Below are 21,356 nucleotides of genomic sequence, written 5' to 3'. Positions count from 1 at the left end.
CTGTAGGGGCGAATTCATTCGCCAAGGGGCGCGAAGCGCCCCCAACCGGGGCCTGCAGAGAGCAGGCCGTTCGCCTGCATGGCGAATGAATTCGCCCCTACAGATTTGTGCAGCCTTTCGAAACCCATGGAGTTTCCATGTCCAACACCCTTCCCGACCTCAAGCTGCTGCGCGTGTTCGCTGCCGTGGTGCGCCACCAGGGCTTCGCCGCCGCGCAGCAGGAGCTGAACCTGTCCACCTCGGCCATCAGCACCTACATGAGCCAGCTGGAGGCGCACCTGGGCATCACCCTGTGCCACCGGGGGCGGGGCGGTTTCAGCCTGACCAGCAAGGGCGAGCTGTTCCACCAGGAGGCGTTGCGCCTGCTGGGCGAGCTGGAGAGCTTCGAGCGCTACTCGGCCTCGCTGAAGGGGGAGCTGCGGGGGACGCTCAACCTGGGGGTGCTGGACTCCACGGTCAGCGACCCGGCGTTGCCCCTGGCGGAGGTGATCGGCGCCTACAGCCGCGAACACCCCGGCGTGCACCTGCACCTGTCGGTGATGAGCCCCTACGACCTGCAGCTGGGGGTGCTGGACAACCGCCTGGACCTGGCCATCGGCGCGTTTTCCACGCGCATGAACGGCCTGGCCTACCAGCCGCTGTACCGCGAGCAGCACTGGCTCTACTGCAGCGACCGGCATTCGCTGTTCAGCGACCGGCGCATCCCGGCGGAGGTCATCACCCAGCAGCGCATGGTCGGCCGGGGCTACTGGAGCCAGGCGGAGCTGGCGCGGCATGGCTTCAAACACAGCGCGGCGACGGTGGAGTCGATGGAGGCGCAGCTGATCCTGGTGCTCTCCGGTGCCTACATCGGCTACCTGCCGGAGCACTACGCCCAGCCCTGGGTGGACCAGCAGCGCCTGCGTGCGCTGTCGCCGGCGACCTTCGGCTACCAGGCGCCGTTCTCGATGATCCTGCGTCGCGGGCGGGCGCGGGAGCCCCTGATCGTCACCTTCCGTGACCTGCTGCGGGCCCAGTTGAACCTGCGCTGACCGTTCGTTCTTCTTTCGCCTGGAGGGTGTTGAGCCACGTCAAAAGATTCGTACGTTGGTTCTGGCGGCGCGCCATCACTGTGCTAGACCGTTATTCATGGGTGGCCCAATCTGCCCGCCGCGTTCCAACCACCAGAGACGTCAACCGATGCGCCAGAACCTCCCCGTGACGCAACGAGAACGCACTTTTTCTCCTAGCGAGCGCCTGATTTCCACCACTGATCTCAGCAGCAAGATCACCTATTGCAACGACGCCTTCGTGGAAATCAGTGGATTTTCCCGCGAGGAGCTGGTCGGCCAACCCCACAACCTTGTGCGCCATCCGGACATGCCGCCGGCGGTGTTCGCGCACATGTGGGACACCCTCAAGCAGGGCAAGCCGTGGATGGGGCTGGTGAAGAACCGTTCCAAGAACGGTGATTTCTATTGGGTCAGTGCCTACGTCACCCCGGTCTACGAGGCGGGCAAGGTGGTGGGCTACGAGTCGGTGCGCTCGGTGCCCACCCGTGACCAGGTTCGCCGCGTCGATGCTCTCTATGCGCGGCTGCGGGCGGGCAAGTCGCCGGTGCCCTGGTACGACTACTGGGCCTACGACACCCTCCATTCCTGGCCGCTGATCCTGGCCACGGCGATTGTCCTGGGTGGGCACTACATCGTCACCGGCCCGTGGCTGCTGGTGTTGATGGCCGTGACCATGTTTGCCCTTGCCGCTTACCAGCGCTACGACAAGCGCCAGACCATCCGCCGCACCCTGGCGGAACACCCGAGGGCCTTCACCAGTGGCCTGGTGGCGTTGACCTACTCCACCAACAAGGGTGAGCAGGCGCTGCTGGACATGGCGATGATCAGCGAGGAGGCGCGCCTGCAGACGGCGCTCACCCGGCTGGAGGATGCCGCCAGCGGCGTGCGCACGCGGGCGATGGATTCGTCGCGCCTGGCCAGCTCCAGTGCCGACCTGCTGGAGCAGCAGCGCAGCGAGACGGACCAGTCCGCCACGGCCATCAACGAGATGGCGGCCACCATCCAGGAGGTCTCCACCAACGTGCAGAACACCGCCCACGCCGCCGAAGAGGCCGACCGTCTGGCTCAGCAGGGCCGCAGCCTGGCCGGCGAGAGCCTGGAGGCGATGGAGCACATGGCCAATGCGGTCAGCGAGATCGGCAAGGCGGTGAACGAGCTGGCGGAGTCGACCCAGTCCATCGGCAGCGTGGCCGACGTGATCACCTCCATCGCCGAGCAGACCAACCTGCTGGCGCTGAACGCGGCCATCGAGGCGGCACGGGCCGGCGAGCAGGGCCGGGGCTTCGCGGTGGTGGCGGACGAGGTGCGTTCGCTGGCCTCGCGCACCCGCCAGTCCACCGAGCAGATCCACCAGATCATCGCCTCCCTGCGTTCCGGTGCGGACCGTGCGGTGGTCACCGCCAGCCGTGGCCAGGAAATCTCCCGGGACAGCGTCGGCAGCGTCGAGGCCGTGCGCGAGGCGCTGGAGGGGATCAGCAGTGCGGTGACGCGTATCACCGGCATGAGCCAGCAGATGGCCGCCGCTGCCGAGGAGCAGACCCAGGTGGCGGACGACATCAGCCGGCAGATCACCCGCATCGCCCAGCTCTCCGACAACAGCACCAACCAGGCCCTGGAAGGGGCCCAGATCAGCCAGGACCTGGAGCACATGGCCGAGTACCTGCACAGCCTGGCCGAACGCTTCAACCGCTGATTCCACACGCAGGGTGCCAGTGGACGGCACTCACCGGGCTCGGAGCCCGCCTGCGGCTGTGGCAGAATCCGCGCCCATGTCACGCCCCCAATGCCCCCGTTGCCAACGCCCCGAACGCCTGTGCCTGTGCCCGCTGATCCCCCGGCTGGACAGCCGCACCCGTGTGCTCGTGTTGCAGCACCCGAGCGAGGCCGGGCATGCCCTGAATACCGCGCGCTTCGCTGCCCTCGGGCTGCAGCAGGCGGAGCTGTGGGTGGGCGAGGTGTTCGCGGAGCTGCCGGCGCGCCTGGCCGACCCCGAAGTGGACGCGCGGCTGCTGTTCCCCGGCAAGGAGGCCCAGGTGCTGCCGGCCGGCCTGGTGGACGCGCCCCGCCCGCTGCTGCTGGTGGTGCCTGACGGCACCTGGCGCAAGGCGCGCAAGCTGCTGCACCTCAACCCGGCGCTGGCCACGTTGCCCCGGGTGACGTTGCCCGAGGGCGAGCCCTCCCGCTATCGCCTGCGCAAGGCGCCGGGCCCCGGTGCGTTGTCCACTCTGGAGGCCATCACCCGCGCGCTGGAGCTGCTGGAGCCCGCCACCTGCTTCGAGGCGCTGCTGCGCCCGTTCGAGGCGCTGATCGAGGGGCAGATCTCCGCCATGGGGGCGGAGACCTACCAGCGCAATCACGCCGGGGCCGGGCCTTCCGCCGCGAAGCCGTAGCTGCGCTCCACCCGCGCGACGCGCACCTCGAACCGGCTGTACCACTGTGCGCGCCCCTTGGCCTGGGCGTCGCGGTGAGGCGTGTCCTGCTTCCAGGCGAGGATGTCCGCCTCGCTGCGCCAATAGGACAGGGTGATGCCCAGGCCCTGAGCATCCCGCACCGACTCCACTCCGAGGAAACCCGGCTGCCGACGCGCGCGCTCCACCATGTGATCGGCCATGGCGGCGTAGCCGTCGTCGCCCTCGGTGCGCTGCGAGATGAACATCACCACGTAGTAGGGCGGTTCCGGCAGCTGTGCCCGTGGCGTGGCGGCGCTCATGCCGCGCAGCTCCGCAGGAAGGCCTGCACCAGGGGCGCCGGCCGCTCGGCCAGGGCGGCGCGCTCGGGTTGGAAGAGGGTGGCGACGAAGAACGGGTGGTCGTCCCGCTCCACCGCGCGCAGGGCGCCTTCACTGCCGTGTGCGGAGGCGCTGAGCCCGGCGCTCAGCAAGGCCGGTTGAAGGTCCGGGGTGACGCCATAGCGGCAGTGGTAGCCCTCGAAGGCCATGGCGTTGCCGTAGGCGCGGGCGAGCCGGGAGCCGGGCGCCAGGTGGATGGCCTCGATGCATTCCACCAGGGCGCAACTGAGCGGCGAGACCACCGCCAGGCCGGCCTCTGGGTCGGTCTCGGCATGGGCCGCTTCCACCCAGCCGAGCACGTTGCGGGCGTGTTCCAGCACCGCGTGCTGGAAGCCGCCGCAAGTGCCGAGGAATGGCAGCCCGCTGACCCGCGCATGGCGGATGCCGCGCAGGGCGCCCTCGGTGTCGGCGTAGGGGCTGCCGGGCACGCACCAGAGCCCGTGATGGCCGGCGAGGTGACGGGGCTCCAGGCCCTGGGTGCCGATCCACTCGGCGCGCACGCGGATGCCGAGGCGCTCCGCGGCGTCCTCCAGGGCCAGGGGGATGGCGCGGTGGGCGGTGATGGCGGGGTCGTGTTCGCCCAGCAGGGCGATGTGCAGGGGGGCGGTGCCGATCATGTCCGATCCTTGTCGAGAGGCCTTGTGTCAGGCAGGACGGACTATATGATTGCGTTTCAGCACGCAGAATGGGCGTTCGTACCGATGAAGATTGCACCGATGCAATACAAGCTGGCCCAGGATGACCTGGCACTGGTGCTCGCGCTGGTGCGCGGCGGCAGCCTGGCGCGGGCCGCCGAACTGCTGCGTGTGGACGTTTCCACGGTGTTCCGCTCCATCCGCCGGCTGGAGCAGGCCCTGGGCAGCGAACTGTTCCAGAAGGGGCGTGGCGGCTACGTGCCCGGCGCGGCGGCGCGGCTGCTGGCGGAACAGGCCGAGCAGGCGGAACAGGCCCTGGAGGCGGCACAGCTGGCCCTGGAGCAGGGGCGCGAGGTGCTCAGCGGGACGGTGCGGCTGACCTGCACGGACACGGTGCTGCAGGGCCTGGTGCTGCCGGTGCTGGCGCGCTTCATGCCGGCCTACCCGGCGTTGCGCCTGGAACTGGCCACCTCCAACGACTTCGCCAACCTCAGCCGGCGCGACGCCGACATCGCCGTGCGCCTGACCCGCTCGCCGCCGCAGCACCTGGTGGGCCGCTGCCTGGGTGAGGTGCCCTACGTGGTCTGTGCCAGCCCGGCCTACCTGGCGAGCCAGGCCGGCAGCGACCCGGCGCAGATGGTCTGGATCGCCCCGGACGACTTCCTGCCCGACCACGCCAGCGTGGCCTGGCGCCGCCAGCGCTTCCCGGCGCTGGTGCCGGCCTACCGCTGCAACAGCATGCTTTCGGTGGCGGAGCTGGCCCGCGCCGGGCTGGGGGTGGCGGTGCTGCCGCGCTTCCTGCTGGATGCACGCCTGCAACCGCTGGACCTGCCGGCCGAGGGCTGCGGCAGTGCCCTGTGGCTGCTGACACGGCCCGACTGCCGGGGGCTGCGGGCGGTGGTCACGTTGTTCGACGAGCTGGCTCGGCACCTGCGGCTGTCGCCAGATGAGGCGGATCGGCCCGTTTGACGTAGCGGTGGCTGCCGCAGCGTTGGCAACGCTGGCAGAGCATCGGCTCGGCGCCGACCTCGGTTTCGTAGCCGTCCGTCCAGACGCAGCCGAGCAGGAAACAGTGCAGTCGCATGGAACCTCCCGGGGCAGGGCCCCCGTCGATGATCAGGCGTGACGCGGCGTTGTTGGGGTTGTGTGCCGTGCCCGGGAGACTCACGGAGGCGCTCTAGAATCGACAACCTAAACCGGTGAACGGTGTGCGCGGCCGTCGATGTGGGGAGCCAGCAGGTCGTCCAGCCAGTCCATGAAGGCGCGCACCCGCCGGGGTTGCAGGCGGTGGGCGTAGAGCAGGTTCAGGGGCAGTGGCGGGGCGTTCAGCTGGGGCAGCACTTCCACCAGTTCGCCGCTGGCCAGCAGCTCGGCCAGGCCCAGGCGCGGGGCCTGGATGATGCCGAGGCCGCCCAGGCAGGCGCCTTCGTAGGCGTCGGTGCTGTTCACCGTGAGGCAGCCCCCCATGGGCAGGCGCACCAGGCGTCCGTCCTGCTGGTATTCGAAGCCGACCGGCCGCGCGCCCAGTACCGGCTGGTAGTGCACCAGGTGGTGCCGGGCCAGGTCTTCCGCCGCCTGCGGTGTGCCGTGGCGGGCGATGTAGGCGGGGCTGGCGCAGTTCACCAGGGGCAACTGGCCGAGGGTGCGGGCGATCAGGCTCGGGTCCATCAGCTCGCCGACCCGCAGCACGCAGTCGAAGCCTTCCCGCACCAGGTCCACGCGGCGGTCGGTGCAGCTCAGCTCCAGTTCGAGGGCCGGGTGGCCGTGGAGGAACTCGGCCAGGCGCGGCATCACCCATTGGCGGGCGATGCGGTTGGGCAGGTCCACCCGCAGGCGGCCGGCCAGGGCGCCGTGGCCTTCACGGAACATGCCTTCGAGGTCGTCCACCTGGGCCAGCAGGGACTGGCTGCGTTCATAGAGGGCGAGGCCGTCCTGGGTGGCGCGGACCTGGCGGGTGGTGCGTTGCAGCAGGCGCACGCCCAGCCGCTGCTCCAGTGCCTGTACCTGTTCGGAGACGCTGGAGCGGGGCAGGCCGAGGCTGGCGCTGGCCTGGGTGAAGCTCGACAGTTCGGTGACGCGCATGAAGGTGCGCAGCAGGTCGAGGGTGTCCATGGCGGTGCTCTCTGTTCGTGGCTGGCGATCAGTATGTGCGGTTTTACGGTGTTTATCGGATCAATCACGAACAATAGCCTGGAGTCCTTTCCATCCAACCGAGGACTTCGCCATGACCCGCAAGATCGTACTCATCACCGGTGCCAGCCGCGGCCTGGGTCGCAACGCCGCCCTGCAACTGGCCGCCCGGGGCTTCGACCTGATCGGCACCTACCATTCACGCCAGGACGAGGCCCGGGCCGTGGCGGATGAAGTGGCGCGCCTGGGCGGGCGGGCCGAGATGCTGCAGCTGGATGTGGGAGCCGTGTCCGGCTTCCCCGCCTTCGCCCGCCAGGTGGCCGAATGCCTGGAACAGCGCTTCGGCGGGGCGCGCCTCTACGCCCTGGTGAACAACGCCGGCATCGGCATCCATGCCCCCTGTGCGGAGACCACCGAGGCGCAGTTCGATCAGTTGCTGGGCATCCAGCTGAAGGGGCCGTTCTTCCTCACCCAGCACCTGCTGCCGCTGCTTGCCGACGGTGGGCGCATCCTCAACCTGTCCACCGGCCTGGCCCGCTTCAGCCTGCCGGGGTATGGCGCCTATGCGGCGATGAAGGGTGGGGTGGAGGTCTGGACCCGCTACCTGGCCCGGGAGCTGGGGCCGCGCGGCATCCGGGTGAACGTGCTGGCGCCGGGCGCCATCGAGACGGATTTCGGCGGCGGGGTGGTGCGGGACAACGCCGAGGTGAATGCCTTCGTGGCGTCCAACACCGCCTTGGGGCGGGTCGGCCTGCCGGACGACATCGGCCAGGCGGTCGCCTTGCTGCTGGCGGAAGAGGCGGGCTGGATCACCGGCCAGCGGATCGAGGCCTCGGGCGGCATGTTCCTCTGACGGCGGAGCCAGGGCCGGTTGCGGTGACCGGCCCCTGTGCCACGCGGTGTGGGCGCTATTTCACCTTGCCTTCGAGCAGGGCATCCCAGGCGTCCACCATCTGGTGGTACTCGCCCTCGCAGCCGGCGGCGCGGTCTTCGTGCAGCAGTTCGTCGTCGACGAAGTACTGGAACTTGTCCGGATTGGAACCGTAGATGTAGCAGAGGAAGTTGACGGCCCGCTGGGCGTCCAGCGAGTGGGCGTCGTAGAAGGGCAGGTCGTCCAGGGAGCTGGCCTGCTCGGCGGACAGGCTGTAGGCGTAGGAGACGGTCATCAGGTAATCCTCGCCCACCTCGTCGTTGGTCAGCATGTAGGCCACGAGCTGGTCGGCGACGTCTTCTTCCTTGCCGGTGATCTTCAGCTCCAGGACGTCGATGAAGGCATGGCCGGCTTCGTGGAACAGGGTGCCCATGAGGCTCTTGTAGAGCTCGTCGTTGACTTCGTCGGCGTCGTTGTCGGCTTGGGTGAACATCTCGCGTTCGCTGACGCCAAGTTCGTAGCACAGGGAAATGACGTTGGCTTGGTAGAAGGCGTTCGGCTCGTCGCACTCTTCGGCGACCACCTGGATGTCGTCGGGAATCCGGATGTAGTCGTTCATGGCCTCGCTGAAGTCTTCGAGGATCTTCCATTCGCGCCACTGCCGCGCTTCCGCCTTGTTGTCGTCCTGCTTGGCGGCCTTGTAGACCGGGATGAAGCGGCCGGCGGAGGCGCTGTCCGGCTTGGCGGTGCGAGCCGGCTCCCGGGTGCTTGCAGCCGAATGGCCACCGGGGCTCGGGAGCCCTGCGAGACTGAGCATGAGGACGGCGAGGGCGTTTCTACACAGGGCGCGCATTGCGTGGTGGCTCCGCAGGCGATGAGGTTCGGAAGGGGCGCCAGCCGGGGGCTCCCGGGGGCGTGGCGAATTCTAGTGGGAGGAGGTGGTGGGCTGTCTATCGCAGGCTGCGCCTAGCCGGAAGGCCGTCACGGTTGATGTGTGTGGGGGCCGGCGGCTGCGCTTCTGGGCAGGCAAGGGGCGGTATCAGACAAGCCGGCAGGGTGCGGGGGCTCTAGGGTGGGCGTTCGATTCCTTACTGCCTGGAGTGCTCATGTCCGATTTCATCACTGTCCTGCGTGAAACCTGCCCGACGCCTGTGCTCGACGCCACCAAGTGGAAGCGCATCGGCGGCGACCCGCACACCGTGAACCTGAACGCCTACACCTCGGCCGATGGCAGCAAGATCATGGGCACCTGGATCTGCACCCCCGGCAAGTTCGAGGTGAACTACGAGAAGTGGGAGTACTGCCACTTCCTCGATGGCTACTGCATCATCACGCCGGAAGGCGAGGCGCCGGTGCACCTGCGGGCCGGTGATGTGTTCGTCATCGAGCCCGGCCTGAAGGGCACCTGGGAGGTGGTGGAGACAGTGCGCAAGTACTTCGTCTTCGCCTGATCCACCGGGCCGGACGCGTCCTGCGTCCGGCCTGCCACACAATCGCCACGCAATGCCCACACCCTCTCCCTGCGCCGTTCACAGGCGCGCGCGATAACACCCGCATCTTCTTCCGACGCTAGGTGTTCCCATGGATGTACTGCTGCTCAACCCGCCCCATACCGCCATCGGCAGCCGCATGCCCCGCGAGCACCTGCCGCCCCTCGGCCTGCTCAGCGTGGGCGGCCCGTTGCTGGACGCGGGCTTTGCCGTGCGCCTGCTGGATGCCGACCGGGAGGGGCTGTCGCTGCCGGCCATCGTGGCGCGGGTGGTGGACCTGGCGCCGGCGGTGGTGATGCTGGGGCACTCCGGTTCCAGTTCGGCCCATGTGACGGTGGTGGAAATCTGCCAAGCGCTGAAGGCGCTGCTGCCGGGGCTGCGCATCGTCTATGGCGGAGTGCACCCGACCTATCACTGGGACGAGATCCTCCGGGAGGTGGAGGCGATCGACCTGATCGTGCGCGGCGAGGGCGAGCAGACGGCGCTGTCGCTGATGCAGGCCCTGGCGGCTGGGCTGCCTCTGGAGGCGGTGCCGGGCATCGCCCTGCGGGTGGCCGGGGTGCCGCAGGCCACGGCGGATGCGCCGATGCTGCGCAACCTGGACGACTACCGGGTGGGCTGGGAGTTGATCGACCACGCGGACTACAGCTACTGGGGTGGCAAGCGGGCGGTGGTGGTGCAGTTCTCCCGGGGGTGTCCACACCTGTGCAATTACTGCGGGCAGCGGGGCTTCTGGACGCGCTGGCGCCATCGCGATCCGGTGCGGCTGGCCCGCGAGCTGGCCTGGCTGCACCGGGAGAAGGGGGTGGAGCTGGTGAACTTCGCCGACGAGCTGCCCACCGGTTCACGCAAGGCCTGGCGGGCCTTCCTCGAAGCGCTGATCGCCGAGCAGGTGCCGTTGCTGCTGGTGGGATCCACCCGTGCCGGGGACATCGTGCGCGATGCGGACATCCTCCACCTGTATCGCCAGGCGGGGGTGATCCGCTTTCTGCTGGGGATCGAGAGCTACGACGAGGCGACCCTGAAGGCCATCCGCAAGGGGGCGACGCCCAGGGAGGACCAGCAGGCGATCCGCCTGTTGCGCCAGCACGGCATCGTGTCGATGGCGACCTATGTGGTGGGGTTCCAGGAGGAGCGGGATGGCGACTACTGGCGCTCGTTCCGCCATCTGCTGCGCTACGACCCGGACCAGATCCAGCTGCTGTACGTCACGCCGCACCGCTGGACGCCGTTCTACGCGCTGGCCGAAACGCGGGAGGTGATCCAGACCGACACCCGCCGCTGGGACTACAAGCACCAGGTGCTGGCGGTGCAGCAGGTGCCGGCGTGGCGGGTGTTCCTCTGGTTCAAGCTGATCGAGCTGGGAATGCAGGTGCGGCCGAAGGCGCTGTGGCGGGTGCTGTTCCACCGGGATGCCGAGGTGCGCCACGCGATGCGCTGGTACACGCGCATCGGCCGGCGGGTGTGGTTCCACGAGGTGGTGGAATTCTTACTGGGGCCGCGCTTGCTGCGGCGCGGGCCGACGCTCAAGGCGTTTCTCGGGGCGTCGCTGGCCGAGCGGGAGTACGTGCTGGATGTGCGCAAGCGTGCCCGGGCGGAGCCGGTGGAGGTGCGCTGATGGGGGAGGCAAAAAGAGGCCGTCGCGAGGACGGCCTGAAAAGGGATGGAGGCGTGGCTGTGGGGCGGCCTCCATCGAGCCCTTCGGGGATCAGAGCGGGACGGTCTTCACTTCGATGGCCTTGAGCCATTTGACGTGGCGCGGGCCGGGGTGGCGGTCGCAGCCGGAGACCAGGGCGATGTGGCCGACCTCGGGCGGCAGGGGCTGGCCGTGCTGGGCGTACACCACCAGGACACCGTCGCCGACCGAGGTGTTGAGCAGCTCGTTCCAGCTGAACAGGGCGATGTAGGCGTCGCTGGCGTGGGCGACGAGGTAGGCGCGTTTCCAGGCCTTGGGGTCATCGCCGGCGAGGGCGGCCCGTTGCACCACGTCGCGCAGTAGGGCGCCTCGGTAGCCTTTGTATTCGGCGTTGGCGACATCACCGCCACAGGCCTTGGCGACGTCGACGTAGTCGTGGGCGGGGAGCGTGCGCAGGGCGTCGACGTCGAGGGTGAGGGCGTGCTGCACCTCGCCGGTGACCTGCAGGGTGTCGGTGACGTAGGTGGACGGGTCGTCCGGGACGAACGCGGCAGCGTGCAGGGCTGGGGTGAGCAGCAGGCCGAGGGTGAGGGGCAGGAGCGGTCGGTGGGTCATGGTCAGAACTCGTAGCGCAGGTTGGTGAAGTACTGCCGGCCGGGCTCGGGGTAGCCGTCGGACAGTTCGTAGTCCTCGTCGCTGAGGTTGTTGACGCCCGCTTCGACGCTGACGCCGTGGGTGAGGTCGAGGCTGGCCTTGAGGTCGATGCGGGTGAAGGGCGAGACCTGGGCGGTGTCGGAGGACCAGCGCTGGTCGGCGTGCTCGATGAAGGCGATGAGGTGCAGGCGCTCGATGGGGGCGTAGTCGACCCAGGTGTTGAGCTTGTTGCGCGGGGTGTCGGTGAGGCGGGTGCGGGAGCTGAGGTTGCGCCGTTCGAGGTAGGTGTAGGCGAAGCCGGTCTCCAGGCCTTCGCCGATGCGCTGCTTGAGGCTCAGTTCGGCGCCGCGGTGGCGGGCTTCGTTGATGTTCTGCATCTGGTCGCGGCCGGGCTGGACGTTGCGGACGCGCTGGATGAGGTCGTCGATGTCGCTGCGGAAGACGGCGGCCTCCAGGTGCGCGCCGGCCCAGGGCTGGCCCTGGTAGCCGAGCTCGTAGTGGGTGGCGTGCTCGGGGGCGAGGCCGGGGTTTTCGATGAAGGTGCCGAAGCGCAGGGAGTAGCGGTCCTTGAGGGTGGGCAGGCGGCTCTTGCGGGCGATGCTGGCGTAGAGGCGGTGGTCCGGCGTGGGATCGAAGTACAGGGCGGTCTGCCAGTTGTTGGCGTGTTGGGTGTCGGGCCGGGCGTAGGTGTCGGCGTCCACCGGGGTGAGGGTGTCGCGGCTGGCGCCGAGGGCCAGGTGCCAGCGTTCTTCGAGGCGGATGTAGTCCTCGACGGCGACGGAGGTGAGCCGGTCTTCCAGGCGCTTGGTGGTGCGCTGGCCGTCGTCCTCTTCGTGGCGGTCCTGCTTGTAGGCGTACTGCAGCTTGATCTGGTGGGCGTCGAGGCGTTCGGTCTGCAGTTGCAGGGAGCCGCCCATGACGTGGTCGTCGTAGTTGCTGCTGCCTGTGCTGGAGAGTGACTGGGGGTTGTTGCCGCTGGTGGCGAGGCGGCTGTAGGTGGCGTTGGTGTAGCCGTCGAGGCCGTTGGTGTAGTGGTCGGCGTAGGCGCGCAGGCGCAGGGTCTCGTAGTCGCTGAGGGCGTGGTTGCCGATGAAGTAGTAGCTCTCCTTGTCCCAGTAGGGCCAGCGCCAGTAACGCTGGGTGGCGCTGGGGTCGGTGCTGGGGGGCTGGCCTTTCTGGCCGTCCTGGCGGACGTAGCCGAGTGCGTATTCGTCGGTTTCGTTGGGGGTGAGGCCGATCTTCAGGGACTGCTTGCGGTCGTCGTAATCGCTGTTCTCGCGGTGGTGGCCGTTCTCCCGGACGGTGCTGTGGAAGTCGTCGGAGAGCCGGTAGTAGTCGGCTTCGTGCTGGGAGGCGGAGGCCTGGAGATACCAGCTGCCCTGGTTGGTGCCGAGGTTGACGCTCTTGCGCTGCAGGCCGCCGGTGCCGGTGCCGAGGCTGACGTCGCCTTCGAAGGCGCTGTCGGGGCGGCGGGTGATGAGGTTGATGGCGCCGCCAAGGGTGTTCGGGCCGTAGAGGGTGGAGCTCATGCCCTTGGCGACCTGGATGGCGGCGAGGTCGCTGGTGGTGAAGCGGTCGAGGTCGACGTAGCCGTCGTAGGGGACGTACACGGGGATGCCGTCGACGAAGATCGGCACCTGGCGGGCGTCGAAGCCACGCAGGCTGATGGTGCCTTCGTTGCGGGCGTTGGTGCTGGTGCTGATGCCGCTCAGCAGGTTGAGGGCGTCGGTGACGGTGTGGCGCTCGAAGCGCTGCATGTCGCGGGCGTCGACCGAGGAGGCGACCTGGTCGCCGAAGTCGCTGGCCTGGCTGGAGGGGGCGCTGATCAGCAGTTCGCCCAGGCTGAAGACCTGGCTGGCGGCGGTGGCCGGCTGTGGGGGGAAGACGGCGCCGAGGGCACCCAGGGCCAGGAGGGGGAGGCGTGTGGTGAGAAGGTTCATGGTTGCTCGCTGTGTATTTTTTTATATAGCGATAGGCGTGACGGGACGCATCGGGCATTCGCGTGGGCGTCTCTTGCCGGCGTTGGGTCAGGCTGGCGCAGGTTATCCGAGCGCTTCGTCAATCGCTATATATTTTTATGTATAGCGATGGTCAGTCGAGATCGAGATGGGGTTGTTTGCTGCAGCGCAGGAGGGCGGACTCCAGGCGGCGGTCGGGCATGGCGTGGGCGCGCAGGCTGTTGACGGTCTGCTCGACGTAGTCGCGCGTGGTGCCGTAATGGCCGCAGGCACGGGCGAAGACGTGGGTGAGGACGTGATCCGGCAGGGCGCCGGCGTAGCAGGCGAAGTTGCGCCGCAGGACGAAGCTGAGGGCCTGGACGCGCCGGCCGTCTTCGAGGCGGCAGTCCAGCCAGCGCGGCTGGTAGGCGGCGTCGGGCATCTCCCGCTGCCAGAGTGCGAGCAGATGGCGCTCGAGGTGTTCGTCGGGCAGGCGGTAGGCGAAGCCGGAGCAGGAACCGCCACGGTCGAGTCCGAGCACGAGGCCGGGGGCGTCGGGGGTGCCCCGGTGGATCTGCGACCACAGGTAGAGGCCGCGGTGGTAGCCGTGGATGCGGGCGCGGCTGCGTTCGACGGCAGGGCATTCCGGGCGCCAGATGAGCGAGCCGTAGGCGAACAGCCAGACGGGGCCGCCCTTGTGCTGGGCCATGGTGGCGTCGAGGGAGGCCTGGAGTTCGCCGGCGGTTAGGTGAACCGGCTGTTCGAGCTGGGGCGGGTAGGGGGCTGGCGGGGCGTCGGGGCGGCCGGGCATGGCGTGGATGGCCTCGGTGGTGCGGTGGAGCGGTACGGGTTCCGTTTTAGCAGGCCGGGAGGGGGTTGGGGAATGACGTTCGTCAGCTTTCTGCATGACCAAACGAAGAACGGCACCCTGGGGTGCCGTTCGGTGCCTTGCGCTCGCGTCAGTCGTGCAGGTGCTCGGCGGCGTGCAGGGTGTTCTCCAGCAGGCAGGCTCGGGTCATGGGGCCGACGCCACCGGGAACCGGGGTGATCCAACTGGCGCGCTGCAGAGCGGGCTCGTACTCGACGTCGCCGACCAGCTTGCCGTCTTCCTGGCGGTTGATGCCGACGTCGATGACGATGGCGCCTTCCTTGATCCATTCACCTTTCACCAGGCCGGGTTTGCCGGCGGCGACCACCACCAGGTCGGCACGGCCAACGTGGCCGGCGAGGTCCTTGGTGAAGCGGTGGGTGACGGTGACGGTGCAACCGGCGAGCAGCAGTTCGAGGGCCATGGGGCGGCCGACGATGTTGGAGGCGCCGACGACCACTGCGTCCATGCCATAGAGGTCTGCGCCGGTGCTTTCAAGGAGGGTCATGATGCCCTTCGGGGTGCAGGGGCGCAGCAGCGGGATGCGCTGGGCGAGGCGGCCGATGTTGTAGGGGTGGAAGCCGTCCACGTCCTTGTCCGGGCTGATGCGCTCCAGCAGCAGGGAGGCGTCGAGGTGCGCGGGCAGGGGCAGCTGGACCAGGATGCCGTCGATGGCCGGGTCCTGGTTCAGGCGGTCGATCAGGGCGAGCAGTTCGTCCTGGCGGGTGCTGGCGGGCAGGTCATGGGCCTGGGAAATAAAACCGACTTCCTCGCAGTCCTTGCGCTTGTGCGCGACATAGACTTGCGAGGCGGGATCGCTGCCCACCAGGATCACGGCCAGGCCGGGAATGCGCAGTCCTTGCTGGCGGCGTTCAGCTACTCGCTGGGCTATCTGCTGGCGGAGGCGGGCGGCGATCGTTTTGCCGTCGATCAGTTGTGCGGTCATGACGCGTGATTAACCATTAGGAAGGAGCGAAAAAGGGGGCGTATTCTCGCATGGCGTGCCTGCGGGGCAAAGGCGGCTGCCGGGCATTTTCCCGTAACCCCTTTATCTTTCTAAATTTTTTTCATTTTTTTGTTGACGGGTAGTGGGGGCAGCTATAACATGCGCCCCGCTTGTCGAGCACAGCCACTAGCTGGGTAAGACGGCAAACGTAGAAGTCTCAAGGCTTCTGCTGAAGCCGAAAGCTTCGAAGAGTCTGCTCCGGTAGATGATCGAGCGCCCGTAGCTCAGCTGGATAGAGCATCCGCCTTCTAAGCGGATGGTCGCAGGTTCGAGTCCTGCCGGGCGTGCCATTTGGCAGTCTTGGCACAAGCAAAGTGAAATATGGTGGGCGTAGCTCAGTTGGTAGAGCACAGGATTGTGGCTCCTGGTGTCGTGGGTTCGATTCCCATCGTCCACCCCATATTCTGCGAAGACGCCAGGCCAAGTGCCTGGCGTTTTTGTTTCCAGCGTCGAAAGCGGACGTGGTGAAATTGGTAGACACACCAGATTTAGGTTCTGGCGCCGCAAGGTGTGAGAGTTCGAGTCTCTCCGTCCGCACCATCTTCTAATCCGGTAGCCTCCGCTACCGTCCCCAAAGCCCCGCAGTTCTAGGGGCATCCAGCGAATTAGGTTTCGCACTCTTCCGCGTGTTTTCGTTAGCAGCCGTGATTTTTTAGTACAGTATCCGGTACAGCCGAATTCGGCGTTTGGGATTCTGTACTAGATGGCGCTCACGGACACAGCGGTACGTCAGGCCAAGCCGGCCGAGAAAGAATTCACCCTATCTGACGGCCAGGGGCTCGCCCTGGTCGTGCCTCCGCGCGCCAGTAAGTACTGGGCGTTTCGTTTTTCCTGGTTGGGTAAGCAAGCGCGGATCAGCCTCGGCACCTATCCCGAGGTGTCCCTGCGCGATGCGCGGGAGAAGCGGGACGAGTTCCGGGCCCTGGTTGCCCGGGGTGTGGACCCCCGGCAGCATCGTCGCGAGCAGCTCAACGCGAAAGCCGGGGCGGCCGCCAACACATTCGAGGTCGTCGCCAAGCGCTGGTGGGAGTTTCGCGCTCCTCGGTTGACCGACGGCCGCAAGGGAAGTCGAGCCCAGTCTCTCCGGTACCTGGAAAAGGACTTGATTCCTGTTCTGGGGCGCCTGCAGATGAGGGAGATAACCCGCGCTGATGTGCTGAGCGCTGTCCGGCGTGTGGAAACGCGGGGCGCATTGAACGTGGCCGAGAAGTGCCGGACCTGGCTCAACCAGATTTTCCGCTTCGCCATGGCTGAGGGCATCGTCGACCAGAACCCCGCCAGCGACCTAGACATTGTCGCGGTACCGCAGCCGCCTGTGCGGCATAACCCGATCCTCCGGGAGGATGGGTTGCCGGATCTGGTTCGTGCCTTGCGTTGTTACAGGGGGTCAATCGCTACGCGGGTAGGGGTCCGCCTGCTGTTGCTGACCGGTGTGCGGACCATCGAGTTGCGACGGGCGAGCTGGGATCAGTTCGACTTGGAGGAAGGTATCTGGCGGGTACCGGCGGAGGGGGTCAAGCAGTTGCGCAGTCGTGTCAGGACCGAGGGGGATGAAATCCCCCCGTACCTGGTGCCGCTATCTAGGCAGGCCATCGAGGCGCTGCGGGAGATCCGGCCAGTGTCGGCCAGGTTCCCATACGTACTGCCGGGGCGGAACGACCCCCGGCAGATGATCAGCGAGAACACACTTAACGGTGCGATCAAGCGCATGGGGTTCAAAGGCCGCCTGACGGGGCACGGCCTGCGTGGGACGATCTCGACGGCTCTCAACGAGCACGGCTTCAACAGCGACCACATCGAGGCCCAGCTCTCGCACGCCGATCCGAACAAGAGCCGGGACACATACAACCACGCGGAGTACCTCACGCAGCGGCGCGAGATGATGCAGTGGTGGGCTGACCATCTTGATCGGCTGGAGGCTGATTCCGCTGACGGGCAGCCTCCAGGCGCTGGCGGCACCACTCGGTGATGTCGCTCTCGACCCAGGCCACAGCTCGGGCGCCGAGCTGGACCTGGGCGGGGAATTCGCCAGCCTTGATCATCTCGTAAATTTTGGTGGTGCCCAGGGCCACGCGGCGGCGCACTTCGGGCAGGCGGATGTAGCGGATCTCGTCGTTGTTGTTCATCGTGCACTTCTCTCGGCCGGCGTTCCCGGCCTCTCCAATTCTGTGGATACCGGTCACGCGGCCTGGCGAACGGGCCAGGCGCCCATGGCGTCGTAGATGCGGTCGGCCAGGGACTCTTCCAGGGATACATCGTCAGGGATGGCGATCCAGCCCGAGGCCACCACGTGCCTCGGGTTGCAGCCGGCCAGGTGGGCGCGGTAGTGCGCCTCGATCACCTCGGTGAGCTGCTCGGCGCGGTAGATGCCATGCGGGGCGACCTCGGTGTTTTTGACGTAGCGGTTGCCGCCCTGGTCGACGCACAGCGCGCTGATGTAGATGCACCAGGGGTGCGCGACATCGCACACCGCGTCGACCATCGGGCGGGAGCGGATCAGCTTGGCCGTCTTCCAGTTCACCAGGTGCTGGCTGCCGGCCGGGTCGATGTTGACCACGGCGGCGTGGTTGGCTCGAACCAGGGCGCGGCAGTTGCGCTCCAGGCGTTGGCGGCGGTTGTGAGGTTTGCGGGTGCTCATGTTCTGTCTCCTTGCGTACGGACTGCAGCCACGTGCAAGCTCGATGTGCTGCCGCTGCAAAGGAGGTGTGCATGGTTAGCTCTGTGTTTAAGCGGAAACTGATCGAGAGCTCTATATGGGCGCTTTGGCTTTGCGTCCTCTGCATTCCGCTCATGTGGCTCGTTATTGGCACTGCTGCCTACTGGGTGCGCGAGAAATTCGCGCCGACTGAGGCGTCTGGTTGGGCGCAGGCATTCGGCGGGTTGCTCGCAGTTATAGTTGCTATAGCTGTTCCGGCTTGGCAGGCGTATCAGGCCAGGTTGCTGAGAGAGAGAGAGGAGCGAGAGTCGAAGGTAAACGATGTAAATGCCGTTTATTCCTTGGTTTCTCACTTTCAGGCACTGTTGCGGCGAATCAACGCAGTCGCCTGCAGTGATACCGGAGGGATGCTGTACTGCAAAGATGCCACCCTCGTGAAAGAGCTTCGAGCTGCCGCTGAGGCGATCCAAGCTGTACAGCTCAACAGTTTTTCCGGGCGCATGGTTTTTTATTTGCTTCATCTGAGGACTGCCGGTGCGTTTTTCCTGCATGTCGCGGAGAAGATTGAGCTTCGCCAGAAGGGGTCTTTCATAGGAGGTAATCCCTTCCCGCTCATTGGTGAGCAAGCCAGAAGCGACCTGATGAAATTCGAGGAATTGCTTCAGCAGTTGGGCGATTACGAAGCCGCCTTGAATTGGCCGAAGTGAAGCGAGCGTGGGAGGGGAGGGAACTACGGTGAGCATCATGCCGCAAGCCTCCGATACTGCTCGATCATGTCGCGGGCGTTGGCAGAGATGAGGGCGTCGGCCTCGTCGGGGCAGACGCTGTTGCCGATGCCGCGCACCTGGTCGCGCTTGCTGAGGGGGCGCCATTCCAGTTCCCCGGTGACGGGGTTCTCGAACAGGCCACGGTCGATGATGTAGTCGGGGCCGAATCCCTGGGCGCTGGCCAGCTCGCGCGGGGTCAGCATGCGCAGGGTGATGTCCACTAGGACATACCCGCCGATGAGGATCAGGTCCGCTTGGGTGGGGAACTGCTCCGGCAGGTAGCGGTGCATGAACAGCGCGCAGCGGCGGGCCTTCTCCATCAGGTCCGGGGCGAGCAGATCGGCCGGCACCTGGGTGGTGGTGACCAGCCCGAGGCGGTCCCGCGTGGGGGCGGTGTGCATGGGCTCGTCGGCAGCCTGCCACTGCCCGCCGGTGCTGTAGTACTTCACCAGGAAGGCATTCACCATGCGCTGGTTGCACCCGGCCTGGGTGATGGTGGAGACGGGTTCGGCCATGCCGCGACCGGCGCCGGTGTAGAACCCGCCATTGGCCTGGTCCATGAACGCCGACACCACCGCGTGGTGCCCGCCGCTGGTGGAGACGACCCCAAGCGGCGCCTGCAGCTCGCTGCCGACGCTGCCCTTGCGCAGGGTGACGATGTGGGCGGCGACCAGGGCGTGCTTGGTACCACCCGCCACCACCGTGCCCAGGGGCTTGTCGATCCCCGGGGCGCGTGGTGCTTGCCCCTCGCGCTCCCCGTACCCCACTTGGATCAGCGTGGGGGCTGCCATGGCGAAGTGTCCGCCCTTCACCTGGGCCACCTGAGTGCGCAGCGGCTCTGCCGCGCTGAAGGTGCGCTGCCGGGAGGCGTTGGCGAACTCGGTGAGGAAGGGCGCCCCAGTGGCGGTACCGCCTTCAGCGCCCGGAGTCGCCTGGGCGGGTACCAGGAACGGGCGGTCGGTGGCCATGACGTGGCGCCAGATGCCCTTAGCTACTCGTTTGCAGGTGTTCACCACCGGCTCCTTGTCGATGATGCTCGAGCCCAGGTCGGTGAAATCCAGCACCTCGGCGACGACCTTCCACGGCTTCTGCTTGCCGGTGGGTGTCTTGTGGCAGGTCGGCGCCGGCCAGACGATGGGGCGGCCGTCGGTGCGCCCGATCATGTACAGGCGCTTGCGGGTGGTGCCGGCACCGGCGTTAGCGGCGATGCGCACCTGGTGCTCGACCTGGCAGCCCATGCCGCGCACCAGGGCGGACTTGGGTACCCACTGGCCGATGGCGTCGAGGATCTCGGGCATGTCCGGGTGATCTTCGGGCACGCCCGTGGTGAGCGCGGCCAGGAACGCCTCGAAGGTGCGCCCTTCCTCGGCCTTGATCGGGTAGCCCTCGGCGTCCAGCGGGCCCCACTTGCGGAACTCCTCGACGTTCTCCAGCAGGAACAGGCGCGGGCGGGTGGCATAGACCCAGCGCACCACCACCCACGCCAGGCTGCGGATATTGAGGTTGCGCGGCTTGCCGCCCTTGGCCTTGGAGAAATGCCGGCAGTCGGGCGAGGCCCACAGGATGCCCACCGGCTGGCCGCCGGTAGCGGCTACCGGGTCCACCTCGAACACATCGCTGATGAAGTGGCGGGTGTTCGGGTGGTTGGCGCGGTGGACAGCGATGGCCACCGGGTTGTGGTTGATGGCGATGTCCGGGTCGCGGTACGCGCGACGCCCGCCCTCGCTGGCACCGCCGTGGCCGGCGAACAGATCGACGAACAGCTCATGCCCCAGCGGCAGCGGGCGGGTCTGCGGGATGCGTTGGAAGGCGGTCATGCGGTGCCATCCTTCGCGGCATCGCCGTCGGTTTCGCACCAGAGAATGGCGGCGTCGATGGCTTTGCGCTTCACGGCAGCGGCTTCGGTAGATGCTTCGGCCCAGTCGCCACGATGGGCGATCACCGGGTGCTGGGTCTCCCCCATGAAGCCTTCCTCGACGTAGACCTCCAGGCAGTTGTTAGGCAGGCGTTCAACGATCACCTTGCGGCACTTGCGGAGGATGAAGTCCAGGCGCTGGGTGTCGGTGATCGCTTCGGCCGAGCTTGTGGGCGGGGTAGCGACTGCCTGCTGGCCATTGATGGCCTCCAGCTCGGCGTGGAGCTGGGCGGCGAGATGCCATGGTGTCCAGTAGCCGTCATCCATTGGAACCGAGAGGGGAAGCTGCGGGCCGTTCCAGCGCAACCCATAGCGCGGCAAACCACTGCCCTCAGGCGGTCGTGGAGGGAATTCGGGCTGAAGGCCGCGCAGGCGCTGGTTCTCGGCTTGAACTCGGCGCAGCTCTGCGTAGAGCTGGTCGCGCTCGGTCTGGAGCGCGACGATTTTCTTCGTGGTGCTCATCGGTCGTTCTCCTGGGGCGGGGTGGGTTCGAGCACGAAACAGGCAATGTGCCGCCCAGTGCCTTTTCCCTGCGAGCCATCTTCAGTTGCGCACCACCGAACGTCGCCGAGGTTGCGCACCTGAGCGCCTGCTCCGATCAACATCAGCACCCATTTATCGATGGGGTACACCAGCACGACGCGCTTGCCCTTCTGATGCTCTTCGATGGCCTTACGCGCCCATGCGGTCGGGCCCTTCTTTTTGCCCTGATGCATGATCGATCCGAACGGCGGGTTGACGTAGCTTGACGAACCCCACTCGCAGGTCAGCCCGTCGAAATCATCGGGCTTCGGATAGGGGCAAGGGTCGAAGTTGAACCGGAACTCGGCGTCGAGCTGAGCCATCAGGGCTGGTGGTGTGAGCCAGTAGTGCTTGCCATCACCGCCGTTTCCGACGTGAAACTTGTTCTGCTCAGGCAGCAGCTGGTTTTGGTGTGGTCTGTAGTCCATC

22 protein-coding genes, 3 tRNA genes and 2 pseudogenes are annotated in these 21,356 nt (G+C 67.1%); 13 read left to right on the top strand and 14 right to left on the bottom strand.

All coding sequences use genetic code 11. The annotated features are described in order from the left end of the window. Positions 1-137: 137 nt before the first annotated feature. The 4 genes and pseudogenes from BM198_RS05260 (at position 138) to BM198_RS05250 (ending at position 3,442) form a co-directional block, all read left to right on the top strand. Positions 138-1,031, top strand: a complete 894-nt coding sequence (locus BM198_RS05260; RefSeq protein WP_044408384.1) for a LysR family transcriptional regulator — start codon at positions 138-140, stop codon at positions 1,029-1,031. 148 nt (positions 1,032-1,179) lie between these two features. Further along, positions 1,180-1,657 (top strand): annotated as a pseudogene (locus tag BM198_RS30840) (PAS domain-containing protein); the annotation flags it as partial. A gap of 104 nt (positions 1,658-1,761) precedes the next feature. Further along, positions 1,762-2,745: pseudogene (locus BM198_RS30835) on the top strand (methyl-accepting chemotaxis protein); the annotation flags it as partial. 76 nt (positions 2,746-2,821) lie between these two features. Continuing rightward, complete coding sequence (locus BM198_RS05250; RefSeq protein WP_074968335.1) at positions 2,822-3,442, top strand: tRNA-uridine aminocarboxypropyltransferase; 621 nt, start codon at positions 2,822-2,824, stop codon at positions 3,440-3,442. On the opposite strand, the gene BM198_RS05245 is transcribed toward BM198_RS05250, so the two are convergent. Together BM198_RS05245 and BM198_RS05240 are read right to left on the bottom strand one after the other, a co-directional pair. After that, the gene (locus BM198_RS05245; RefSeq protein ID WP_044408374.1) at positions 3,406-3,762 is read right to left on the bottom strand and encodes an antibiotic biosynthesis monooxygenase family protein; all 357 of its coding nucleotides are present in this window, start codon (positions 3,760-3,762) and stop codon (positions 3,406-3,408) included. The genes BM198_RS05250 and BM198_RS05245 overlap by 37 nt on opposite strands. Further along, positions 3,759-4,457 carry a CTP synthase C-terminal region-related (seleno)protein gene (locus BM198_RS05240; protein WP_044408372.1) on the bottom strand — a complete coding sequence of 233 codons (699 nt, stop codon included), beginning with the start codon at positions 4,455-4,457 and terminating at the stop codon, positions 3,759-3,761. Before BM198_RS05240 ends, BM198_RS05245 begins: the two co-directional genes overlap by 4 nt. Positions 4,458-4,502: 45 nt before the next feature. Between BM198_RS05240 and BM198_RS05235 the strand changes: the two genes are divergently transcribed. Continuing rightward, positions 4,503-5,444, top strand: a complete 942-nt coding sequence (locus tag BM198_RS05235) for a LysR family transcriptional regulator (RefSeq protein ID WP_074968333.1) — start codon at positions 4,503-4,505, stop codon at positions 5,442-5,444. On the opposite strand, the gene BM198_RS30620 is transcribed toward BM198_RS05235, so the two are convergent. Both BM198_RS30620 and BM198_RS05230 read right to left on the bottom strand, forming a co-directional pair. After that, on the bottom strand, positions 5,377-5,559 hold the full coding sequence (locus BM198_RS30620; RefSeq protein ID WP_082078258.1) for a PSPA7_2676 family Cys-rich small protein: 183 nt from the start codon (positions 5,557-5,559) through the stop codon (positions 5,377-5,379). The genes BM198_RS05235 and BM198_RS30620 overlap by 68 nt on opposite strands. A gap of 107 nt (positions 5,560-5,666) precedes the next feature. Then, a complete protein-coding gene (locus BM198_RS05230; RefSeq protein ID WP_074968331.1) occupies positions 5,667-6,587 on the bottom strand; it encodes a LysR family transcriptional regulator in 921 nt (306 codons plus the stop codon). Between the two features lie 112 nt (positions 6,588-6,699). Between BM198_RS05230 and BM198_RS05225 the strand changes: the two genes are divergently transcribed. Further along, positions 6,700-7,458, top strand: a complete 759-nt coding sequence (locus BM198_RS05225) for an SDR family NAD(P)-dependent oxidoreductase (protein ID WP_074968329.1) — start codon at positions 6,700-6,702, stop codon at positions 7,456-7,458. 55 nt (positions 7,459-7,513) lie between these two features. Here BM198_RS05225 and BM198_RS05220 read toward each other — a convergent pair whose 3' ends face one another. Beyond that, positions 7,514-8,329 (bottom strand): DUF4344 domain-containing metallopeptidase, encoded by an 816-nt coding sequence (locus BM198_RS05220; RefSeq protein ID WP_074968327.1) that lies wholly within the window; start codon positions 8,327-8,329, stop codon positions 7,514-7,516. Between the two features lie 253 nt (positions 8,330-8,582). Between BM198_RS05220 and BM198_RS05215 the strand changes: the two genes are divergently transcribed. Continuing rightward, positions 8,583-8,927 carry a cupin domain-containing protein gene (locus BM198_RS05215; RefSeq protein WP_044408357.1) on the top strand — a complete coding sequence of 115 codons (345 nt, stop codon included), beginning with the start codon at positions 8,583-8,585 and terminating at the stop codon, positions 8,925-8,927. 130 nt (positions 8,928-9,057) lie between these two features. Further along, entirely contained in the window at positions 9,058-10,584 is a 1,527-nt protein-coding gene (gene bchE, locus BM198_RS05210; protein ID WP_074968326.1) for a magnesium-protoporphyrin IX monomethyl ester anaerobic oxidative cyclase, read from the top strand. Between the two features lie 90 nt (positions 10,585-10,674). Here bchE and BM198_RS05205 read toward each other — a convergent pair whose 3' ends face one another. From BM198_RS05205 to folD, 4 genes are all read right to left on the bottom strand, one after another. After that, the gene (locus tag BM198_RS05205; protein WP_074968325.1) at positions 10,675-11,217 is read right to left on the bottom strand and encodes a molybdopterin-dependent oxidoreductase; all 543 of its coding nucleotides are present in this window, start codon (positions 11,215-11,217) and stop codon (positions 10,675-10,677) included. Positions 11,218-11,219: 2 nt separating this feature from the next. Continuing rightward, the gene (locus BM198_RS05200; protein ID WP_074968323.1) at positions 11,220-13,196 is read right to left on the bottom strand and encodes a TonB-dependent receptor plug domain-containing protein; all 1,977 of its coding nucleotides are present in this window, start codon (positions 13,194-13,196) and stop codon (positions 11,220-11,222) included. A gap of 151 nt (positions 13,197-13,347) precedes the next feature. After that, positions 13,348-14,004, bottom strand: a complete 657-nt coding sequence (locus BM198_RS05195; RefSeq protein ID WP_074968320.1) for a gamma-glutamylcyclotransferase — start codon at positions 14,002-14,004, stop codon at positions 13,348-13,350. A 148-nt stretch (positions 14,005-14,152) separates the two neighbouring features. Beyond that, positions 14,153-15,007 carry a bifunctional methylenetetrahydrofolate dehydrogenase/methenyltetrahydrofolate cyclohydrolase FolD gene (gene folD, locus BM198_RS05190; RefSeq protein ID WP_044408347.1) on the bottom strand — a complete coding sequence of 285 codons (855 nt, stop codon included), beginning with the start codon at positions 15,005-15,007 and terminating at the stop codon, positions 14,153-14,155. Between the two features lie 273 nt (positions 15,008-15,280). Here folD and BM198_RS05185 point away from each other — a divergent pair. The 4 genes from BM198_RS05185 to BM198_RS05170 all read left to right on the top strand — a co-directional run bounded on the left by BM198_RS05185 (position 15,281) and on the right by BM198_RS05170 (position 17,036). Beyond that, positions 15,281-15,357 (top strand) — tRNA-Arg (locus BM198_RS05185). Between the two features lie 34 nt (positions 15,358-15,391). Beyond that, positions 15,392-15,467 (top strand) — tRNA-His (locus BM198_RS05180). A gap of 55 nt (positions 15,468-15,522) precedes the next feature. Beyond that, positions 15,523-15,607 (top strand) — tRNA-Leu (locus BM198_RS05175). 163 nt (positions 15,608-15,770) lie between these two features. After that, complete coding sequence (locus BM198_RS05170) at positions 15,771-17,036, top strand: tyrosine-type recombinase/integrase (protein WP_074968318.1); 1,266 nt, start codon at positions 15,771-15,773, stop codon at positions 17,034-17,036. Here the strand turns inward: BM198_RS05170 and BM198_RS05165 are convergent. Together BM198_RS05165 and BM198_RS05160 are read right to left on the bottom strand one after the other, a co-directional pair. After that, entirely contained in the window at positions 16,930-17,193 is a 264-nt protein-coding gene (locus BM198_RS05165) for a helix-turn-helix transcriptional regulator (RefSeq protein WP_074968316.1), read from the bottom strand. The genes BM198_RS05170 and BM198_RS05165 overlap by 107 nt on opposite strands. Positions 17,194-17,246: 53 nt before the next feature. Further along, on the bottom strand, positions 17,247-17,705 hold the full coding sequence (locus BM198_RS05160) for a hypothetical protein (protein ID WP_074968315.1): 459 nt from the start codon (positions 17,703-17,705) through the stop codon (positions 17,247-17,249). Positions 17,706-17,776: 71 nt separating this feature from the next. On the opposite strand from BM198_RS05160, the gene BM198_RS05155 reads away from it, so the two are divergent. Further along, on the top strand, positions 17,777-18,430 hold the full coding sequence (locus BM198_RS05155) for a hypothetical protein (protein ID WP_074968313.1): 654 nt from the start codon (positions 17,777-17,779) through the stop codon (positions 18,428-18,430). 35 nt (positions 18,431-18,465) lie between these two features. On the opposite strand, the gene BM198_RS05150 is transcribed toward BM198_RS05155, so the two are convergent. Genes BM198_RS05150 through BM198_RS05140 form a run of 3 tightly spaced genes read right to left on the bottom strand, consistent with a single transcriptional unit; the run spans position 18,466 to position 21,355 of the window. Then, on the bottom strand, positions 18,466-20,307 hold the full coding sequence (locus BM198_RS05150) for a DNA cytosine methyltransferase (protein WP_074968312.1): 1,842 nt from the start codon (positions 20,305-20,307) through the stop codon (positions 18,466-18,468). Then, positions 20,304-20,867, bottom strand: a complete 564-nt coding sequence (locus tag BM198_RS30285) for a hypothetical protein (RefSeq protein WP_074968310.1) — start codon at positions 20,865-20,867, stop codon at positions 20,304-20,306. The genes BM198_RS05150 and BM198_RS30285 overlap by 4 nt, the downstream gene beginning before the upstream one ends. Further along, entirely contained in the window at positions 20,864-21,355 is a 492-nt protein-coding gene (locus tag BM198_RS05140) for a methyltransferase domain-containing protein (protein WP_074968308.1), read from the bottom strand. Before BM198_RS05140 ends, BM198_RS30285 begins: the two co-directional genes overlap by 4 nt. Position 21,356: the final 1 nt, after the last annotated feature.

The organism is Metapseudomonas otitidis (assembly GCF_900111835.1).
GTDB lineage: Bacteria > Pseudomonadota > Gammaproteobacteria > Pseudomonadales > Pseudomonadaceae > Metapseudomonas > Metapseudomonas otitidis.
Note: the sequence above shows the minus strand (reverse complement) of the source record. Positions and strands in the feature narration are given on the sequence as shown.

What these genes read in the sequence shown, in the direction of transcription:
- BM198_RS05260 (WP_044408384.1), top strand. Translation starts at nt 138, where the DNA reads ATGTCCAACACCCTTCCCGACCTCAAGCTGCTGCGCGTGTTCGCTGCC.
- BM198_RS05250 (WP_074968335.1), top strand. Translation starts at nt 2,822, where the DNA reads ATGTCACGCCCCCAATGCCCCCGTTGCCAACGCCCCGAACGCCTGTGC.
- BM198_RS05245 (WP_044408374.1), bottom strand. Translation starts at nt 3,762, where the DNA reads ATGAGCGCCGCCACGCCACGGGCACAGCTGCCGGAACCGCCCTACTAC.
- BM198_RS05240 (WP_044408372.1), bottom strand. Translation starts at nt 4,457, where the DNA reads ATGATCGGCACCGCCCCCCTGCACATCGCCCTGCTGGGCGAACACGAC.
- BM198_RS05235 (WP_074968333.1), top strand. Translation starts at nt 4,503, where the DNA reads ATGATTGCGTTTCAGCACGCAGAATGGGCGTTCGTACCGATGAAGATT.
- BM198_RS30620 (WP_082078258.1), bottom strand. Translation starts at nt 5,559, where the DNA reads ATGCGACTGCACTGTTTCCTGCTCGGCTGCGTCTGGACGGACGGCTAC.
- BM198_RS05230 (WP_074968331.1), bottom strand. Translation starts at nt 6,587, where the DNA reads ATGGACACCCTCGACCTGCTGCGCACCTTCATGCGCGTCACCGAACTG.
- BM198_RS05225 (WP_074968329.1), top strand. Translation starts at nt 6,700, where the DNA reads ATGACCCGCAAGATCGTACTCATCACCGGTGCCAGCCGCGGCCTGGGT.
- BM198_RS05220 (WP_074968327.1), bottom strand. Translation starts at nt 8,329, where the DNA reads ATGCGCGCCCTGTGTAGAAACGCCCTCGCCGTCCTCATGCTCAGTCTC.
- BM198_RS05215 (WP_044408357.1), top strand. Translation starts at nt 8,583, where the DNA reads ATGTCCGATTTCATCACTGTCCTGCGTGAAACCTGCCCGACGCCTGTG.
- bchE (WP_074968326.1), top strand. Translation starts at nt 9,058, where the DNA reads ATGGATGTACTGCTGCTCAACCCGCCCCATACCGCCATCGGCAGCCGC.
- BM198_RS05205 (WP_074968325.1), bottom strand. Translation starts at nt 11,217, where the DNA reads ATGACCCACCGACCGCTCCTGCCCCTCACCCTCGGCCTGCTGCTCACC.
- BM198_RS05200 (WP_074968323.1), bottom strand. Translation starts at nt 13,196, where the DNA reads ATGAACCTTCTCACCACACGCCTCCCCCTCCTGGCCCTGGGTGCCCTC.
- BM198_RS05195 (WP_074968320.1), bottom strand. Translation starts at nt 14,004, where the DNA reads ATGCCCGGCCGCCCCGACGCCCCGCCAGCCCCCTACCCGCCCCAGCTC.
- folD (WP_044408347.1), bottom strand. Translation starts at nt 15,007, where the DNA reads ATGACCGCACAACTGATCGACGGCAAAACGATCGCCGCCCGCCTCCGC.
- BM198_RS05170 (WP_074968318.1), top strand. Translation starts at nt 15,771, where the DNA reads ATGGCGCTCACGGACACAGCGGTACGTCAGGCCAAGCCGGCCGAGAAA.
- BM198_RS05165 (WP_074968316.1), bottom strand. Translation starts at nt 17,193, where the DNA reads ATGAACAACAACGACGAGATCCGCTACATCCGCCTGCCCGAAGTGCGC.
- BM198_RS05160 (WP_074968315.1), bottom strand. Translation starts at nt 17,705, where the DNA reads ATGAGCACCCGCAAACCTCACAACCGCCGCCAACGCCTGGAGCGCAAC.
- BM198_RS05155 (WP_074968313.1), top strand. Translation starts at nt 17,777, where the DNA reads ATGGTTAGCTCTGTGTTTAAGCGGAAACTGATCGAGAGCTCTATATGG.
- BM198_RS05150 (WP_074968312.1), bottom strand. Translation starts at nt 20,307, where the DNA reads ATGACCGCCTTCCAACGCATCCCGCAGACCCGCCCGCTGCCGCTGGGG.
- BM198_RS30285 (WP_074968310.1), bottom strand. Translation starts at nt 20,867, where the DNA reads ATGAGCACCACGAAGAAAATCGTCGCGCTCCAGACCGAGCGCGACCAG.
- BM198_RS05140 (WP_074968308.1), bottom strand. Translation starts at nt 21,355, where the DNA reads ATGGACTACAGACCACACCAAAACCAGCTGCTGCCTGAGCAGAACAAG.